15 protein-coding genes are annotated in these 16,050 nt (G+C 73.9%); 12 read left to right on the top strand and 3 right to left on the bottom strand.

Annotation, left to right across the window (positions count from 1 at the left end):
* The first annotated feature begins 67 nt into the window (after positions 1 to 67).
* Genes ACN20G_RS07690 through ACN20G_RS07675 form a run of 4 tightly spaced genes read left to right on the top strand, consistent with a single transcriptional unit; the run spans position 68 to position 4,040 of the window.
* A complete protein-coding gene (locus tag ACN20G_RS07690) occupies positions 68 to 991 on the top strand; it encodes an ABC transporter permease (RefSeq protein WP_424211978.1) in 924 nt (307 codons plus the stop codon).
* A complete protein-coding gene (locus ACN20G_RS07685) occupies positions 984 to 2,009 on the top strand; it encodes an ABC transporter permease (protein WP_424211977.1) in 1,026 nt (341 codons plus the stop codon). The genes ACN20G_RS07690 and ACN20G_RS07685 overlap by 8 nt, the downstream gene beginning before the upstream one ends.
* 14 nt (positions 2,010 to 2,023) lie before the next feature.
* Positions 2,024 to 2,998 carry an ABC transporter ATP-binding protein gene (locus tag ACN20G_RS07680; protein WP_424211976.1) on the top strand — a complete coding sequence of 325 codons (975 nt, stop codon included), beginning with the start codon at positions 2,024 to 2,026 and terminating at the stop codon, positions 2,996 to 2,998.
* Entirely contained in the window at positions 2,991 to 4,040 is a 1,050-nt protein-coding gene (locus tag ACN20G_RS07675) for an ABC transporter ATP-binding protein (RefSeq protein WP_424211975.1), read from the top strand. Before ACN20G_RS07680 ends, ACN20G_RS07675 begins: the two co-directional genes overlap by 8 nt.
* A 42-nt stretch (positions 4,041 to 4,082) precedes the next feature.
* On the opposite strand, the gene ACN20G_RS07670 is transcribed toward ACN20G_RS07675, so the two are convergent.
* Together ACN20G_RS07670 and ACN20G_RS07665 are read right to left on the bottom strand one after the other, a co-directional pair.
* Positions 4,083 to 5,441 carry a M20/M25/M40 family metallo-hydrolase gene (locus tag ACN20G_RS07670; protein WP_424211974.1) on the bottom strand — a complete coding sequence of 453 codons (1,359 nt, stop codon included), beginning with the start codon at positions 5,439 to 5,441 and terminating at the stop codon, positions 4,083 to 4,085.
* Positions 5,442 to 5,526: 85 nt separating this feature from the next.
* On the bottom strand, positions 5,527 to 6,864 hold the full coding sequence (locus tag ACN20G_RS07665) for an anaerobic C4-dicarboxylate transporter family protein (RefSeq protein WP_424211973.1): 1,338 nt from the start codon (positions 6,862 to 6,864) through the stop codon (positions 5,527 to 5,529).
* A 579-nt stretch (positions 6,865 to 7,443) separates the two neighbouring features.
* Here ACN20G_RS07665 and ACN20G_RS07660 point away from each other — a divergent pair.
* The 8 genes from ACN20G_RS07660 (at position 7,444) to ACN20G_RS07625 (ending at position 15,221) form a co-directional block, all read left to right on the top strand.
* Positions 7,444 to 7,638 carry a hypothetical protein gene (locus ACN20G_RS07660; protein ID WP_424211972.1) on the top strand — a complete coding sequence of 65 codons (195 nt, stop codon included), beginning with the start codon at positions 7,444 to 7,446 and terminating at the stop codon, positions 7,636 to 7,638.
* A gap of 62 nt (positions 7,639 to 7,700) precedes the next feature.
* Positions 7,701 to 8,600: an N-acetyl-1-D-myo-inositol-2-amino-2-deoxy-alpha-D-glucopyranoside deacetylase gene (gene mshB / locus ACN20G_RS07655; protein WP_424211971.1), complete on the top strand. Its 900-nt coding sequence runs from the start codon at positions 7,701 to 7,703 to the stop codon at positions 8,598 to 8,600.
* The gene (locus ACN20G_RS07650) at positions 8,597 to 8,980 is read left to right on the top strand and encodes a DUF6113 family protein (RefSeq protein ID WP_424211970.1); all 384 of its coding nucleotides are present in this window, start codon (positions 8,597 to 8,599) and stop codon (positions 8,978 to 8,980) included. Before mshB ends, ACN20G_RS07650 begins: the two co-directional genes overlap by 4 nt.
* A gap of 340 nt (positions 8,981 to 9,320) precedes the next feature.
* Entirely contained in the window at positions 9,321 to 11,393 is a 2,073-nt protein-coding gene (locus ACN20G_RS07645; RefSeq protein ID WP_424211969.1) for a hypothetical protein, read from the top strand.
* 175 nt (positions 11,394 to 11,568) lie between these two features.
* Positions 11,569 to 12,546, top strand: a complete 978-nt coding sequence (locus tag ACN20G_RS07640) for an ABC transporter ATP-binding protein (RefSeq protein ID WP_424211968.1) — start codon at positions 11,569 to 11,571, stop codon at positions 12,544 to 12,546.
* Positions 12,543 to 13,349 (top strand): ABC transporter permease, encoded by an 807-nt coding sequence (locus ACN20G_RS07635; RefSeq protein WP_424211967.1) that lies wholly within the window; start codon positions 12,543 to 12,545, stop codon positions 13,347 to 13,349. Before ACN20G_RS07640 ends, ACN20G_RS07635 begins: the two co-directional genes overlap by 4 nt.
* A 76-nt stretch (positions 13,350 to 13,425) precedes the next feature.
* Positions 13,426 to 14,619 (top strand): sensor histidine kinase, encoded by a 1,194-nt coding sequence (locus ACN20G_RS07630; protein WP_424215417.1) that lies wholly within the window; start codon positions 13,426 to 13,428, stop codon positions 14,617 to 14,619.
* The gene (locus tag ACN20G_RS07625) at positions 14,616 to 15,221 is read left to right on the top strand and encodes a response regulator transcription factor (RefSeq protein ID WP_424211966.1); all 606 of its coding nucleotides are present in this window, start codon (positions 14,616 to 14,618) and stop codon (positions 15,219 to 15,221) included. The genes ACN20G_RS07630 and ACN20G_RS07625 overlap by 4 nt, the downstream gene beginning before the upstream one ends.
* Positions 15,222 to 15,245: 24 nt before the next feature.
* On the opposite strand, the gene ACN20G_RS07620 is transcribed toward ACN20G_RS07625, so the two are convergent.
* Complete coding sequence (locus ACN20G_RS07620; RefSeq protein ID WP_424215416.1) at positions 15,246 to 16,046, bottom strand: transglutaminase family protein; 801 nt, start codon at positions 16,044 to 16,046, stop codon at positions 15,246 to 15,248.
* Positions 16,047 to 16,050 lie beyond the last annotated feature (4 nt).

The raw sequence follows: 16,050 nt of genomic DNA, 5'->3' as shown, positions 1-16,050 counted from the left end.
TCCGGCCCCCGGCCGCGTCCCCCGCCCGCGCGGGGGACGCGGCTCCGACGCCACCCCGGAGCGTGGAATGGGACGTTATGTGATCCGGCGGCTGCTCCAGATGATCCCGGTGTTCATCGGCAGCACCTTCCTGATCTTCTTCATGGTGTACGCGCTCGGCGACCCCGTCGCGGCCCTCTTCGGGGACAAGGCCCCCGACCCGGCCACCGCCGCCCGCATCCGCAAGGAGCTCTATCTCGACCAGCCCCTGTGGAAGCAGTACCTGCACTACATGGGGCAGATCTTCCAGGGCGACTTCGGGACGGCCTTCAACGGACAGAAGGTCACCAGCCTGATGTCCACGGCCTTCCCCGTCACCCTGCGCCTGACCATCGTCGCCATCTGCATCGAGGTGCTCGTCGGCATCACCTTCGGCGTGATCAGCGGCCTGCGCCGGGGCAAGGCCGTCGACACCACCCTGCTGGTGCTCACCCTGGTGGTGATCTCGGTCCCCACCTTCGTCACCGGCTACCTGCTCCAGTTCGTGCTGGGCGTGAAATGGGGCTGGGTGCGGCCCACCGTCTCCACCGACGCCCCCTTCGACGAACTGATCCTGCCCGGCGTGGTCCTGGCCCTGGTCTCACTGGCCTACGTGACCCGGCTGACCCGCACCTCCATCGCCGAGAACGTCAAGGCCGACTACGTGCGCACCGCCGTTGCCAAGGGCCTGCCCCGACGCCGCGTCATCACCCGGCACCTGCTGCGCAACTCGCTGATCCCCGTGGTCACCTTCATCGGCACCGACATCGGCGCCCTCATGGGCGGCGCCATCGTCACCGAGCGGATCTTCAACATCCACGGCGTCGGCTACCAGCTCTACCAGGGCATCCTGCGCAACAACGCCCCCACCGTGGTCGGCTTCGTCACCATCCTCGTCATCGTCTTCCTGCTGGCGAACCTGCTCGTCGACCTGCTGTACGCGGTCCTGGACCCGAGGATCCGGTATGCCTGAGCCCCAGCAACCCCGTGAACCGGGCGACCCCACCGGCGGCCACGGCTACGACCCCGTCGGCCCGCGACCGGGCGAGGCCATGGCCCCCACCGGCCAGGGCGGCGCCATGGACCTCGCCCTCCAGGAGGCCGAGTCGCTGGAACAGCCCCCCGGCCCCGGCACCGGCCCCGAGCCCGTCCGCTCCCTGTGGTCGGACGCCTGGCACCAGCTGCGCCGCAACCCGGTCTTCCTCGTCTCCGCCCTCCTCATCCTCTTCCTCGTGGTCATCGCGATCTGGCCCCAGCTCATCGCGGGCGGCGACCCGCTGCGCTGCGACCTCGCCAAGTCCCAGGAGGGCCCCGAACCCGGCCACCCCTTCGGCTTCGACACCCAGGGCTGCGACGTCTACACCCGCACCGTGCACGGCGCCCGCGCCTCCATCACCGTCGGCGTCTGCGCCACCGCCGGCGCCGCCCTCCTCGGCTCCCTCCTCGGCGGCCTCGCGGGCTTCTTCGGCGGCTGGTGGGACGCGCTGCTGTCCCGACTGGCCGACATCTTCTTCGGCATCCCGGTGGTCCTCGGCGGCCTGGTCTTCCTCTCCGTGGTCACCAGCAGCACCGTCTGGCCCGTGGTCGGCTTCATCGTCCTGCTCGGCTGGCCCCAGATCGCCCGCATCGCCCGCGGCTCGGTCATCACCGCCAAACAGAACGACTACGTGCAGGCCGCCCGCGCGCTCGGCGCCGGCAACGGCCGCATGCTGCTGCGGCACGTGGCCCCCAACGCGATCGCCCCGGTGATCGTCGTCGCCACCATCGCGCTCGGCACCTACATCGCCCTGGAGGCCACGCTGTCCTTCCTCGGCGTCGGCCTGCGCCCGCCCACCGTCTCCTGGGGCATCGACATCTCCAACGCCGCCCCGCAGATCCGCAACGCCCCGCACATGCTGCTGTGGCCGGCCGGCGCGCTCAGCCTCACCGTGCTCGCGTTCATCATGCTCGGCGACGCCGTCCGTGACGCCCTCGACCCCAAACTGCGCTGAGGAGCCCCGCCGCCATGCTGCTCGAAGTACGCGACCTGCACGTGGAGTTCCGCACCCGGGACGGGGTGGCCCGCGCCGTCAACGGGGTCAGCTACGCCGTGGACGAGGGCCGCACCCTGGCCGTGCTCGGCGAGTCCGGCTCCGGCAAGTCCGTCACCGCCCAGGCCGTCATGGGCATCCTCGACATGCCCCCCGGGAAGATCACCGGCGGCGAGATCCTCTTCAAGGGCCGCAACCTCCTCACCATGAAGGAGGAGGAACGGCGCCGGATCCGCGGCGCCGAGATGGCCATGATCTTCCAGGACGCCCTGTCCTCCCTCAACCCCGTGCTCTCCGTCGGCGCCCAGCTCGGCGAGATGTTCGAGGTGCACCGGGGCATGTCCCGCAAGGACGCCCGCGCCAAGGCCGTCGAGCTCATGGACCGGGTCAAGATCCCGGCCGCGAAACAGCGCGTCGGGGACTACCCGCACCAGTTCTCCGGCGGCATGCGCCAGCGCATCATGATCGCCATGGCGCTGGCCCTGGAGCCCTCGCTGATCATCGCCGACGAGCCCACCACCGCCCTCGACGTCACCGTGCAGGCCCAGGTCATGGACCTGCTCTCGGAACTCCAGCGCGAACTCTCCATGGGCCTGATCCTCATCACCCACGACCTCGGGGTCGTCGCCGACGTGGCCGACGAGATCGCCGTCATGTACGCGGGCCGGATCGTGGAGTCCGCGCCCGTGCACGAGATCTACAAGAGGCCCGCCCACCCCTACACCAAGGGGCTGCTCGAATCGATCCCGCGCCTGGACCAGAAGGGCCGGGAGCTGTACGCGATCAAGGGCCTGCCGCCCAACCTCATGAACATCCCGCCCGGCTGCGCCTTCAACCCGCGCTGCCCGATGGCCCGGGACAACTGCCGCACCGACGTGCCGCCGCTCGCCGAGGTCGCCCCCGAGCGCACCAGCGCCTGCTTCTACTGGAGGGAGACCCTCGATGGCTGAGCCCATCCTGGAGGTCCGGGACCTCGTCAAGCACTTCCCGCTGACCCAGGGCATCCTCTTCAAACGGCAGGTCGGCGCGGTCCGCGCGGTGGACGGGGTCTCCTTCGAACTCGGCGCCGGCGAGACCCTGGGCATCGTGGGGGAGTCCGGCTGCGGCAAGTCCACCGTCGCCAAACTCCTCGTCAACCTCGAACGCCCCACCTCCGGCACCATCCGCTACAAGGGCGAGGACATCGCCGGGCTCTCCCCGCGCGCCCTCAAGGCGGTCCGCCGCAACATCCAGATGGTCTTCCAGGACCCGTACACCTCGCTGAACCCGCGGATGACGGTCGGCGACATCATCGGCGAACCGTACGAGATCCACCCCGAGGTGGCCCCCAAGGGCGACCGGCGCCGCAAGGTGCGCGAACTCCTCGACGTGGTCGGGCTGAACCCGGAGTACATCAACCGCTACCCGCACCAGTTCTCCGGCGGCCAGCGCCAGCGCATCGGCATCGCCCGCGGCCTCGCCCTGCGGCCCGAGATCATCGTGGCCGACGAGCCGGTGTCCGCGCTCGACGTGTCGGTGCAGGCGCAGGTGGTGAACCTGCTGGAGAAGCTCCAGGACGAGTTCGACCTCAGCTACGTGTTCATCGCCCACGACCTGTCCATCGTCCGGCACATCTCCGACCGGGTCGGGGTGATGTACCTCGGCAAGATGGTCGAGGTGGGCACGGACACCGAGATCTACGACCACCCCACCCACCCCTACACCCAGGCCCTGCTGTCGGCGGTGCCCGTGCCCGATCCGGAGGCCCGCAGCCGGCGCGAGCGGATCATCCTCTCCGGCGACGTGCCCTCGCCCGCCAATCCGCCCTCCGGTTGTCGCTTCCGCACCCGCTGCTGGAAGGCGGAGAACCGGTGCGCGCAGGAGGAGCCGCTGCTCGCCGTGCCCGGGTGGCTGCGCGCCGACCCCGAGCACCCCTCCGCGCACCCCTCGGCCTGTCACTTCGCCTCCGAGAAGCAGGTGGTGGGCACCACGCCGGACGGCCCGACCCCCTGAGCGGGGGGCCGGGCCGTCGCATCGGCGGTCGGGGGCGGACGGTCAGCGGTCGGTGTCCGCCAGGCCGGCCAGCATCAGGGACTGGGCCAGGATCATCCGCTCCAGTTCCGCCGGGTCCAGGGACTCGTCGGCGGAGTGGATCCGGGCCTGGGCCACGTCCTCCGGGCCCCACAGGATCACGGCGGCCTCGGGGGAGACGGACTGGAGGGTGGCGACCAGCCCGATCGCCCCGCCCGCGCCGATCGCCCCGGCCGGCTTGCCGAAGGCGGCGGTCAGCGCGGCCCGCGCGGCCTCGAAGTACGGGTGCGTCACGTCCACCGCGAACGGCAGCCCGGCCTTGATCGGCGTGACCTCCACCCGGGCGCCCCACGGCGCGGCGGCGCGCAGGTGCGCCATCAGCACCTCCAGCTCGGCCGCCGGGTCGGCGCCCGGCGGGACCCGCATGGAGACGCGGGCGGCGGCCGTCGGCAGCAGCACGTTCGCGGCCTCGGCGATGCTCGGCACGTCCATGCCCAGCACGCTGACCGAGGCCCGCGACCACAGGTGCGAGGCGGGGGAGTGCGAACCGACCAGGTCCACCCCGTCCAACACCCCGGCACTGGCCCGCAGGTCCGCCGCGTCCATGTGCGGGCCCACCCACTCGGAGCCGGTCAGCCCGGGCACGGCCACGTTCCCGCGCTCGTCGTGCAGGCTGCCCAGGATCCGGGTCAGCGCCAGCAGCGCGTCCGGCACCGGTCCGCCGAGCACCCCGGAGTGCACCGGATCGGCCAGGGTGTCCACGCGGACGTCGCACACGGCGGTGCCGCGCAGTCCGGTGGTCAGGGCCGGCTCGCCGACCCGCAGGTTGCCCACGTCGGCGATGACGAAGGCGTCGCACGAGAACAGCCCGGGGTTCGCGGTCACGAAGGGCCCGAGGTGGCTGACGGTCTCCTCCTCGCCCTCGATCAGGATCTTCAGGTTGACCGGCGGCCGGCCCTCGAAGGCCCGCAGGGTGGCGGCGTGCATCACGATGCCGCCCTTGTCGTCGGCGATGCCGCGCCCGTAGACCCGGCCGTCCTCCTTGGCGGTGGCCGTCCACGGGTCGGAGGTCCAGCCCTGTTCGAGCGGGGCGGGCTGCACGTCGTAGTGCGCGTACAGCAGCACGGTCGGGGCGTCGGCCGGTCCGGGCACCTCGGCGAACACGGCCGGGTAGCCGTCGGGGATCTCCAGCAGGCGCGCGTTCGGGGCGCCGCTGCGGCGCAGCAGTTCGGCGGTGGCCTCGGCGGCCTTCAGGACCGGGTCGGCGGGGAAGCCGGGGAAGGCCACGGAGGGCAGGGCGACCAGGGTCGCCAGCTCGTCGAGCACCTCGGGCATCAGGGCCTCGACCCGGGCGGCGAGGTCGGTCACGGGGGTGGTGGTCATGGTGTCGCTCCCGTTCTGCGGGGTGGCGGGCGGTGGGGGTCGGGCGGGCCGGCCGCCGGGCGCGGGGCCCGGGGCCGGCCGGGGCTCACATCAGCGAGGCGATGCCGAGGCCGACGCCCACGGAGACCAGCCACGAGACCACCATCGGGATGGTGAACGAGTGGTAGACCACGGCGCGCCCGAGCTTGGTGGTGCCGGTCTTGTCCATCTCCACGGCGGCGATCTGGGAGCCGTTGGCCGGGAACAGCCAGACACCGGTGAGGGAGGTCCACATCGCGGTGACGGTGGCCGGGCTGAGCGCGGCCAGACCGATCGGGGCGATGGTGCGGGTCGCGGCGGACTGGCTGGTGGTGAGACCGACGACGAGGAAGAAGCCGACGGCGACCAGGTACGGGTGGTCCTTGATCAGCGCGGTGAGCGGGTCGATCAGGGTGGTCTGGTTGCCGGCGATGAAGGTGTCGGCCATCCACGCGATGCCGAACAGGGCGATCGCGGCGACCAGACCGGCGGTCATCAGCGGCTGGCGCACCACCTTGGCGGGCTCGACCTTGTTCCACACCACGATGATCAGCGCGACCGTGAACATCACGAGCTGGATCACGGTGGACATGTCCAGCGGGGCGGCCTTGTCCTTGACGGTGACGATCGGGCGCAGCGCGTCGAAGAGGCCCATGAGGACCACGACGACGACGGCGGTGCCGAAGACCCAGGCGCTGCGGGCCGCGCCGGCGGGCAGCGGGGCCTCCGCGGTCTCCTGCCCGCGCTCGGCGCGGGTGGGGATGGGCTCCACGAGGCCCTCGGCGACCCGGCGCTGGAACTCGGGGTCGTCCTTGAGCTCCTTGCCGATCCGGGACTGGACCACGGAGACGGCGATGATCGCGAGGATGCCGGAGGGCACGGTGATCATGAGGATCTTCGCGAGCGTGAAGTCCCCGGGCAGCAGGGTGAGGTACGCGGCCATCGCGGCGGAGACCGGGCTGGCGGTGATGCCGAGGCCGGAGGCGATGGTGGAGGCGGTCAGCGGGCGCTCGGGGCGGACGCCGTTCTTGTGCGCGGTCTCGTAGATGACCGGCATCAGCGCGAAGAAGATGTTCGAGGTGCCGGAGCCGACCGTGAACAGGAAGCTGACCAGCGGCGCCACGTAGGTGATCTGCCCGGGCCGCTTCCGGATGATCCGGGACGCGATCCGCACCAGGTAGTCGATGCCGCCCGCGGCCTGCATCGCGGCGGAGGCCGAGATCACGGCGATGATGATGAAGAACGCGGCGACCGGCGGGGAACCGGGGGACATCCCGAAGCCGAAGACCAGGAGCGCGGTGCCGAAGGCGCCCCAGAGGCCGAGTCCGATACCGCCGGTGCGCACCCCCAGACCGATGGCGCCGAGCACGATGGCGGCTTCGAGAATGACCTTGAGGACTTCCATGGGGGGTTCGCTCTCAAACGGGGCTGTGGGCCTACGCTCCTCATACTTCTGGCCATCGGCCGTCCGCAGGAGGCGTCGGAGGTCCCCCGTCGCCCGCCATTGGCCAGGGTCGGAGGGCCCGAACGCGGTGGGACCCGACCCGTGCGCCGGGCGTGCGCGCCGGCGGGGGGTGTCACCGGCCGGGGGCCGGGCGCGGATCGGGCGCGGGCCGGGCGTGGGCCGCGTGCGGGGCGCGTGCGGGACGTGTGCGGTCGAGAATCCGTCAGGTCCGTTGATCCCGGGGCAACTTGGGCGACGCGGATCCGAAATCCGGTGGGTGCACGCTGGGGCGCAGCGGTCGTGTGGGGACCGCGGGCCGGTCGTACCGGCGAGGACGTGCGCGTTCCGCCCCGACCGGCCCTTCGCCCGCGAGGGGCGCACGCCGGCATGTGCCCCCATCTCATGCGCGGCGTGCGCCCCTTGTGCTGCCGAATGTCGATCGATGTGTCACCCGGAATGGCTATGATCCGTAGCGCTCGGTGGGTATGCACTCACCGGAACGTCGTCGTTGGGGACATTCGACACTGGAGGTGACACGCCGTGGCACTCTCGATCTCCGCCGTGGTGCTGCTGGCGATCATCGTCTTCCTTCTGATCCGCAAGTCGAGTCTGAAGGCGGGCCACGCCGTGGTGTGCATGCTCCTCGGCTTCTATCTGTCGAGCTCCTCCTTCGAGCCGACCCTGCGCAACCTCACCTCCAGCGTCGCGGGCATGATCAGCGGCATCAAGTTCTGACGCCGCCGGCGGCGGGCCGACCGCTCCCGGGGCAGCCGAGGGCCGCAGCCTAGGCTGTCCCCATGAACGGTCTTCCCGCCCGCCGCCTGCTGCTGGTGCACGCCCACCCCGACGACGAGTCGATCAACAACGGCGTCACCATGGCCCGCTACGCGGCCGAGGGCGCCCACGTCACCCTCGTGACCTGCACCCTCGGCGAGGAGGGCGAGGTGATCCCGCCCGAGCTGGCCCACCTGGCCCCGGACCGGGACGACACCCTCGGGCCCCACCGGATCGGCGAACTCGCCGCCGCGATGGCCGCGCTCGGCGTCACCGACCACCGCTTCCTCGGCGGCCCCGGCCGCTACCGGGACTCCGGGATGATGGGCGCCCCGCAGAACTCCCGCCCCGGCTCCTTCTGGTCCACCCCCGTGGACGAGGCGGCCCGCCCGCTGGTCGAGGTGATCCGCGAGGTCCGCCCGCAGGTCCTCGTCACCTACGACCCCGACGGCGGCTACGGCCACCCCGACCACATCCAGGCCCACCGGGTCGCCACCCGCGCCGTCGAACTCGCCGCCGACCCGGCCTTCGCCCCCGAGGCGGGCCCCGCCCACGCCGTGGCCAAGGTGTACTGGAACCGCGTGCCCCGCTCCGTCGTGGACGAGGGCTTCGCCGCCCTGCGCGCCGCCGGCCACTCCTTCCCCGGCGTCGCGGCCCCCGAGGACGTGCCCGGGGTGGTGCCCGACGAACGGATCACCGCCGAGATCGCCGACCGGCCCGGCAGCCGCGCGCACGCCGAGGCCAAGGCCGCCGCGATGCGCGCGCACGCCACCCAGGTCGCCGTCGACGGCCCCTTCTTCGCCCTCTCCAACGACCTCGGGCAGCCGCTGTTCACGCGCGAGTACTACGAGTTGGTCGCCGGCCGCTCCGGCGCCCCGGCCGGGGCCCGCGAGGACGACCTGTTCGCGGGGGTGACGGCGTGAGCGCGACCTGGACCCCCGCCCGCCTCCTCGCCCTGCTCGGCGCGCTCCTCGCCGGCGTGCTCACGGGCCTCGCCGGCTGGCTCGCCGTGGACGTCTGGCGCCCCGTCGGCCTGCTCCTGGCCCTCCTCGCCCTGCTCGGCGTCTGCCTCGGCTCCCGCCTGGCCGTCGGCGGACCGCTCGGGGTGGGCGCGGTCGGCGTCGGCTGGTTCCTCGTCTACGTGATGCTCAGCGTCCCGCGCCCGGAAGGGGACTTCCTGCTCAGCGCGTCCGGGATGGGCATGTACGTGTACCTTTTGGGCGGCGTGATCATCGCTGTGATCTGCGCCACCCTCCGAGATGTCGTCGATCGGCCGGTTTCGGCCGCCCGGCCCGGAAGATGACGTGCCGTTCGACACCGCCCGACCCCGACCGAAGCACCGCTGACGGCGGATCGACACCCCCGGGGCGCCGTCCCGGGGCCCCGTCGGCCCGCGTGACGCCGGACACGGCAGGATCCGGCCTCGGCGCCGGCCAGTATGGTGGTCGGGCCGCCGAGCTGCCCGCCTACGGTGTCCGGGGCGGCGGAGCCAACCGGGAGAACCTGCCTTGAGCCGTGAAACTGACAGTTCGTCCTCCGGGCCCTCGGGGCGCGGAGGACTCGCCTACCCCTCGGGTACGCCGCCGTACGGAACCGGCCAACCGTCCACGGACACCGCGGCGAACGCCACGGAGGAGAACCCCTTGAACGCCAAGCACCCCGCCGACGCGGACGCCGAGGGTCCCAAGACCGAGACCCAACTCACCACCCGCATCCGGATCAACATCCCCGGATCCCGGCCCATCCCGCCCGTGGTGGTGCGCAAGCCCGTGAAGGGGAAGAACGGGTCGGACGCCGACACCGGCGACTCCGGCGCGCCGGCCGCGCCCCCCGCGGCGGGCTCCCCGGCAGCGATGCCCGGCCCCCGCAGCCCCGAGCCGCGACCGGCCGGGCCCGCCCCGACCCCGCAGGCCCCCGGGCCGGGCGGCGACCAGGGCGGCCAGAACTGGTTCGCGCCCCGTCGCGGCTCCGACCCCGAGCCGGCCCCGCAGCCGCCCGCCCCGCAGCACCAGCAGCCGCAGCAGCCCTACGGCGCCGCCCCGCAGCCGCCGCAGTCCCCCTACGGCGCCCCCGACCCGCAGCAGGGCTTCGGCGCCCCCCAGGGCTTCGGCGAGGCCCCCGCGCCCTACGGCGCCCCGCCCGCCCCCTACGGCGCCCCCGACCCGCAGGCCGCCCCCTACGGGGCCCCCGACCCGCAGCAGGGCTTCGGCGCCCCCGAGCAGGGCTCCGCCCCCAACGGCTCCTACCCGACCGGACCCACCACCGGCCCGGCCTTCGGCACCATGCCCGTCACGCCCCCGGAGCCGGAACCGGCCGCGAGCTGGCCCGGCCCGCAGACCCCGGCCGCCGAGACCACCGCGCCGTTCCCGGCCGTCACCCCCCAGGCCCCGCTGCCGGGGACCCACCAGCCCCCGCAGCCGCAGGGCCCGGGCCCCGCGGGTCCCGGCGCCGGCGCCCCGTTCCCCGGGCGCGGCCGCGCCCAGGGCCCCCGTGACCCCTTCCCCGCCCCCGGCGGCAACGCGCCGGGCGCGGGCGCCCCGTTCCCCGGCCCCGGCGCGCACCCCGGCAACGACCCCTTCCCCCGGCCCGGCAACGGCCCGGCCGGCGGCGCGCCCTTCGGCACGAACCCGCCCGGCGGCCCCACCGGCACCCCCGCCGGCGGCACCCCCGGCGTCCCGCAGCCCCCCGTGATGCCCCGCGCGGCCGTCCCCGTCCCGCCGCCGCCCCCGTCCGCGCAGGCCCCGGCCGCGGCGAAGGCCGGCAAGCCCAAGAAGAAGGGCCGCTCCAAGCTGGTCCTCGCGGGCGGCGGCGTGTTCGCGCTGGTCGGCGTCGCCTACGGCGCGGGCCTGCTGCTGAACCACTCCGACGTGCCCAAGGGCACCACCGTCTACGGATCCGACATCGAGGGCAGCCGCGACGAGGCCCTCGCCAAGCTCCAGAAGGCATTCGGCGAACGCGCCGTGCAGCCCCTGACCCTCACGGTCGGCGGCAAGAACGTCCCCCTCGCCCCCGAGAAGGCCGGCCTGACCCTCGACCAGCAGGAGACCGTGCGCGGCGCCGCCGGCAGCGACTACAACCCGCTGACCGTCATCGGCACCCTCCTCGGCCAGGAACGCCCCGCCGCCGCCCAGGTGCGCGTGGACGAGGAGAAGCTCCAGGTGGCCCTCCAGGCCGCCGCCGGCGGCGCGGCCGGCAACAGCGAGGGCACCATCACCTTCGACACCGGCGTCCCCGTCGCCAAGCCCGGCAAGGCCGGCAGCGCCGTCGACACCACCGCCGCCGTCGCGAAGGTGAAGGAGGCGTACGAGACCCTGCTGGCCACCGGCAAGGCCCCGGCCGTGATCCTCCCCGTCACCACCAAGGAACCCACCATCGGGCAGGCCGAGATCGACCGGGCCATGGAGGAGTTCGCCAAGCCCGCGATGTCCGGCAACGTCAAGGTCACCATCGGCGGCCGGTCCATCCTCTTCGGCCCGGCCCGCTCGCTGCGCGAGATCCTCTCCATGCAGGCCGTCGACGGCAAACTGGTCGAGAAGTACGACCTGGAGGCCATCAAGCGGTTCTACGGCGCTACCTTCGACGGGGTCCTCATCACCCGGGGCAGCGGCGAGAAGACCGCCGTCACCCCGCAGGACATCGCCGGGGTCCTCGGCAAGGCCCTGCGCGGCAAGACCCCCGAGGAACGCGCGGTCACCGTCCCCACCAACGTGGCCTGACCCCGCCCCTCACCGCACCCCGTCGAGCCCCCCGAGCCACCCGGCCCGGGGGGCTCGACGCGTGCTCCGCCGCGGCTCACCGGGGGTGTCACGGGTGCGTGCATGACATCCGTCACGGTGGAGTCCGGACGCGGGACACTGCCGGGCGGGGGGTCCGCGCCGCCATCCTCGAACCATGACGACGACGACCGCGGCCCCCCGGGCCGCCGCCCCCGCATCCCCGGCCGCACCCGTGGTGAGCTTCCGGAACGTGACCAAGAGCCACGGCACGGTCCGCGCGGTCGACGGCCTCTCCTTCGACCTCCACCCCGGCCAGACCGTGGCCCTGCTCGGCCCCAACGGCGCCGGCAAGTCCTCCACCCTCGACCTCCTCCTCGGCCTGCGCCCCGCCGACAGCGGCGCCGTCACCCTCTTCGGCGGCACCCCCCGCGCCGCCATCGCCGCCGGCCGGGTCGGCGCCATGCTCCAGAGCGGCGGCCTGATGGAGGAGGTCACCGTCCGCGAACTGGTGCGCCTGGGCTGCGCCCTGCACCCGCGCCCGTTCCCCGTCGAGGAGGTCCTCGCCCGCGCCGGGATCACCGAGATCGCCGACCGCACCGTCACCAAGCTCTCCGGCGGCCAGGAACAGCGGGTCCGCTTCGCCCTCGCCACCGCCGGCGCCAACGACCTCATCGTCCTCGACGAGCCCACCACCGGCATGGACGTCACCTCCCGCCGCGACTTCTGGGCCACCATGCGGGCCCACGCCGACCAGGGCCGCACCGTCCTGTTCGCCACCCACTACCTGGAGGAGGCCGACGCGATCGCCGACCGCGTCATGGTCCTCTCCAAGGGCCGGCTGCTCGCCGACGGCACCGCCGCCGAGATCAAGGCCCGCGCCGGCGCCCGCCGCGTCGCCTTCGACCTCGACCCCGCCGACACCGGCGTCGCCGAGGCCGAACTGCGCGCCCTGCCCGCCCTCACCGGCTACGAACGGCACGGCCACACCGTGCGCCTGCAGTCCGCCGACGCCGACGCCACCGTGCACGCCCTCTACGCCCTCGGCCTGTACCCCCGCAACCTGGAGGTCGCCGGCCTCGGCCTGGAGCAGGCGTTCCTCGCCCTCACCACCGCCCACGAATCCGCCGTCGAGGCCGAGGAGGCCACCCGATGAACGCCACCGCCGCCACCGCCACCGCCCCGCTCGCCACGCCCGCCGCCCGCCGCGGCTCCGGCACCTCGCACCTGGTCCGCCTCGAACTCGCCCGGGCCCTGCGCAACAAGAAGTACCTGTTCTTCACCGTGCTCTACCCGGCGCTCCTCTTCCTGATCCTCGGCGGCACCCAGGACGCCGAACACACCGTGCCCGGCACCACCCTGACCATGCCGGCCTTCTACATGGTCTCCATGGCCTCCTTCGGTGCCCTCACCGCCGTCCTGATGGGCAACAGCGAACGCATCGCCAAGGAACGCGAGAAGGGCTGGGTCCGACAGCTCCGCCTGACCGCCCTGCCCGGCCGGGGCTACGTCACGGCGAAGACCGCCGGCGCCGCCGTGCTCTCGCTGCCCGCGATCCTCGTGGTCTTCGTGATCGCCGCCGTCGTCAAGGACGTCCGCTTCGAAGCCTGGCAGTGGGCGGCCCTCACCGGCTCCATCTGGGCCGGCAGCCTCGTCTTCGCCGCCCTCGGCGTCGCCATCGGCTACCTCGCCACCGGCGACACCGTCCGCCCCATCACCATGGTCGTCTACTTCGGGCTCTCCCTCCTCGGCGGCCTGTGGATGCCCACGAACTACCTCCCGGACTGGCTCCGTTCGATCTGCTCCTGGCTGCCCACCCACGCCTACGCCGGCCTCGGCCAGGCCATCGAGACGGGCGGCGCGCCGCACCTGAAGGACGTGGCACTGCTGCTCGCCTACTTCACACTCTTCAGTGGTGCGGCCGCCTGGCTGTACCGCAAGGACTCCCACAAGGCGTGACGACGTGAACCGATTCGACGAACGGGGCGGCCGGGCCGCCGGGGCGGGGCGGGACCTCGACGGGGAGTTCGGCCCGATCCGGATCGGCGCCCCGCCGGAGAACCGGCGCGGGCGGGTCGTGAAGACCCTGTGGACCTGCGTGTGGATGGTGTACCTCGGGGCCCCCGTCAGCGACCTGGTCGGCGGCGGTCACAGCGGCTCGGCGCGGCTGCTCGGGATCCTCGGGCTGCTCGCGTTCGTCGGCTGCTACCTGCTGCTCGTGTTCCGCGTCGACGACCGGGGCCCGGCCCGCCGCACCCTGGTCGTCCTCGGCGTCCTCGCCGTCGAGGCCGCCGCGCTCACCCTCAGCCTCGGCCGCGAGTGGCTGGTGCTGTTCGTGTACGTCTCGATCGCCTCCGGGGCCTCGCTGCCGATCCGGCTCTCGCGGTTCAGCGTGCCCGCCGTCACCGCCCTCCTCGCGGGCCTGGGCTTCCTCGTCCCCGAGGGCCGCGACTACCTCGTCGGCCTGCTCATCCCCGCCCTCCTCGGCGGGTTCGCGATGGTCGGGGTGCGCGCCATGATCCGCACCACCGTCGAACTGCGCCGCGCCCGCGCCACCGTCGCCCAACTCGCTGCGAACGAGGAACGCCTGCGGCTCGCCCGGGACCTGCACGACCTGCTCGGCCACTCCCTCTCCCTGATCACGTTGAAGAGCGAGCTGGCCGGCCGGATGCTGCCCGAGCACCCCGAGAAGGCCGGCGCGCAGATCGCCGACATCGAACGGGTCAGCCGGCAGGCTCTGGTGGACGTGCGCGAGGCCGTCAGCGGCTACCGGCGCCCCACCCTGCCCGGGGAACTCGCCGGCGCCCGCACCGCCCTGGCCGCCGCCGGCATCGTCGCCGACCTCCCCGACGGAACCCCGCCCGACGCGCCGACCGGGCACGCCCTGCCGGAGGAGGTCGAGGCGGCGCTCGCCTGGACCCTGCGCGAGGCCGTCACCAACGTCGTGCGGCACAGCGGGGCCCGTCGCTGCGCCATCACCCTCGGCACCGCCGACACCCTCGCCGGCCCCTGGGCCGAACTCACCGTCCGCGACGACGGCCAGGGCGCCCCCGCCGGCCCGCGCGGCCGGGGCAACGGCCTCACCGGGCTCGCCGAACGCCTCGGCGCCGTCTCCGGTACCCTCGCCACCGGCCCCGCCGGGCGCACCGGATTCGTCCTCACCGCCCGCGTCCCCCTCACCGGGACCCCCGCACCCGCCCCCACCCCCGACCCGGGAACGAGCGCATGATCCGGATCCTGTTGGCCGAGGACCAGTCGATGGTCCGCGAGGCCCTCGCCGCCCTGCTGGGACTCGAACCGGACCTGGAGGTCGTCGCCCAGGTGGCGCGCGGGGACGAGGTGGTGGCCGCCGCCCGCGAGCACGCCGTGGACGTGGCCCTCCTCGACATCGAGATGCCCGGCCTCACCGGCATCGAGGCCGCCGCCCGCCTGCACGCCGAACTGCCCGGGGTGCGGATCGTCGTGCTCACCACCTTCGGCCGCCCCGGCTACCTGCGCGGCGCGATGGAGGCCGGCGCCTCCGCGTTCCTCGTCAAGGACGCCCCCGCCGCGAAGCTCGCCGAGGCCGTCCGCCTCGTGCTCGCCGGGGAAAGGGTCATCGACCCCACTCTGGCCGCGGCCGCCCTCGCCGAGGGCGCCAACCCCCTCACGCACCGGGAACGGGAGGTGCTGCGCGAGGCCGCCGACGGCGCCGGCAACGCCGAACTCGCCGCCCGCCTGCACCTCTCCCAGGGCACCGTCCGCAACCACCTGTCGGCCGCCATCCAGAAGCTCGCCGCCCGCAACCGGGCCGAGGCCGTCCGCACCGCCCGCGACAAGGGCTGGCTCTAGACCCGCGCGGACGGCGCCGCGCCGTCAGTTCAGCAGGGCGCGGGCCGCGCGGGCCTCGCCGCGGATGCCCTCCGCCGTCGCCGGGTCCAGGGCCGCCACCACCTCCGCGTACTCCTCCAACTCGCGCGCCCCGGCCGCGTACTGCCCGCGCCGCACCAGCAGCCGGGCCCGTTCGCAGCGCAGCGAGGCCGGGTGCGCGGGCAGCGCCAGCGACAGGTCCAGGGCGGTCAGCTCCACGTCGGAGCGCTCCGGCCGGCTCGCCGCCCACGCCCGCACGTTGTTCAGGATCCGCAGCACCACGTCCACCGTCCGCGCCGGCTCCCGGGGCCCCTCGGCCGCCTGGGCCGGCCCGTTGCCGAGGGAGGCGCCCCCCGCGAACGGGTCCACCACCACGTTCTCCTCCGGCGCCCCGAAGCCCATGACGAAGTGCCCCGGCAGCCCGAGCCCGTACACCGGGGCCCCGGCCCGCCGCGCCACCTCCAGCCACACCACCGACAGCAGGATCGGCAGCCCGCGCCGGCGGCGCAGCACGCGGTGCAGCAGGGAAGAGGACAGCCGGTCGTAGTCGGCGGGCGTGCCGTGGAAGCCCAGCCGGCCGCCCAGCAGCTCCGTCAGCGCGTTCGCCCAGGCCCTGGGGGTGCGCAGGCCGTAGGGCAGCAGCCCGGCGAGCCGGTCCAGCTCCATCTCGGCCTCGTCGAAGGCCCGCTCGTCCATCGTCGGGTCCAGCAGGCCGGCCAGGCACAGGCAGAGCACCGACAGGTCCGGGCGTTCCTCGCGGGCCTCGCGGGCGAACCGGGCCCGCAGCGCCTCCGGCCCGAAGGGCAGGTCT

This window comes from Streptomyces dryopteridis (assembly GCF_049606955.1).
Classification (GTDB): domain Bacteria; phylum Actinomycetota; class Actinomycetes; order Streptomycetales; family Streptomycetaceae; genus Streptomyces.
Note: the sequence above shows the minus strand (reverse complement) of the source record. Positions and strands in the feature narration are given on the sequence as shown.

Bases quoted from the DNA above. Each gene is read 5' to 3' on its own strand.
- ACN20G_RS07690 (WP_424211978.1), top strand. From the start codon at position 68: ATGGGACGTTATGTGATCCGGCGGCTGCTCCAGATGATCCCGGTGTTC.
- ACN20G_RS07685 (WP_424211977.1), top strand. From the start codon at position 984: ATGCCTGAGCCCCAGCAACCCCGTGAACCGGGCGACCCCACCGGCGGC.
- ACN20G_RS07680 (WP_424211976.1), top strand. From the start codon at position 2,024: ATGCTGCTCGAAGTACGCGACCTGCACGTGGAGTTCCGCACCCGGGAC.
- ACN20G_RS07675 (WP_424211975.1), top strand. From the start codon at position 2,991: ATGGCTGAGCCCATCCTGGAGGTCCGGGACCTCGTCAAGCACTTCCCG.
- ACN20G_RS07670 (WP_424211974.1), bottom strand. From the start codon at position 5,441: ATGACCACCACCCCCGTGACCGACCTCGCCGCCCGGGTCGAGGCCCTG.
- ACN20G_RS07665 (WP_424211973.1), bottom strand. From the start codon at position 6,864: ATGGAAGTCCTCAAGGTCATTCTCGAAGCCGCCATCGTGCTCGGCGCC.
- mshB (WP_424211971.1), top strand. From the start codon at position 7,701: ATGAACGGTCTTCCCGCCCGCCGCCTGCTGCTGGTGCACGCCCACCCC.
- ACN20G_RS07640 (WP_424211968.1), top strand. From the start codon at position 11,569: ATGACGACGACGACCGCGGCCCCCCGGGCCGCCGCCCCCGCATCCCCG.
- ACN20G_RS07635 (WP_424211967.1), top strand. From the start codon at position 12,543: ATGAACGCCACCGCCGCCACCGCCACCGCCCCGCTCGCCACGCCCGCC.
- ACN20G_RS07625 (WP_424211966.1), top strand. From the start codon at position 14,616: ATGATCCGGATCCTGTTGGCCGAGGACCAGTCGATGGTCCGCGAGGCC.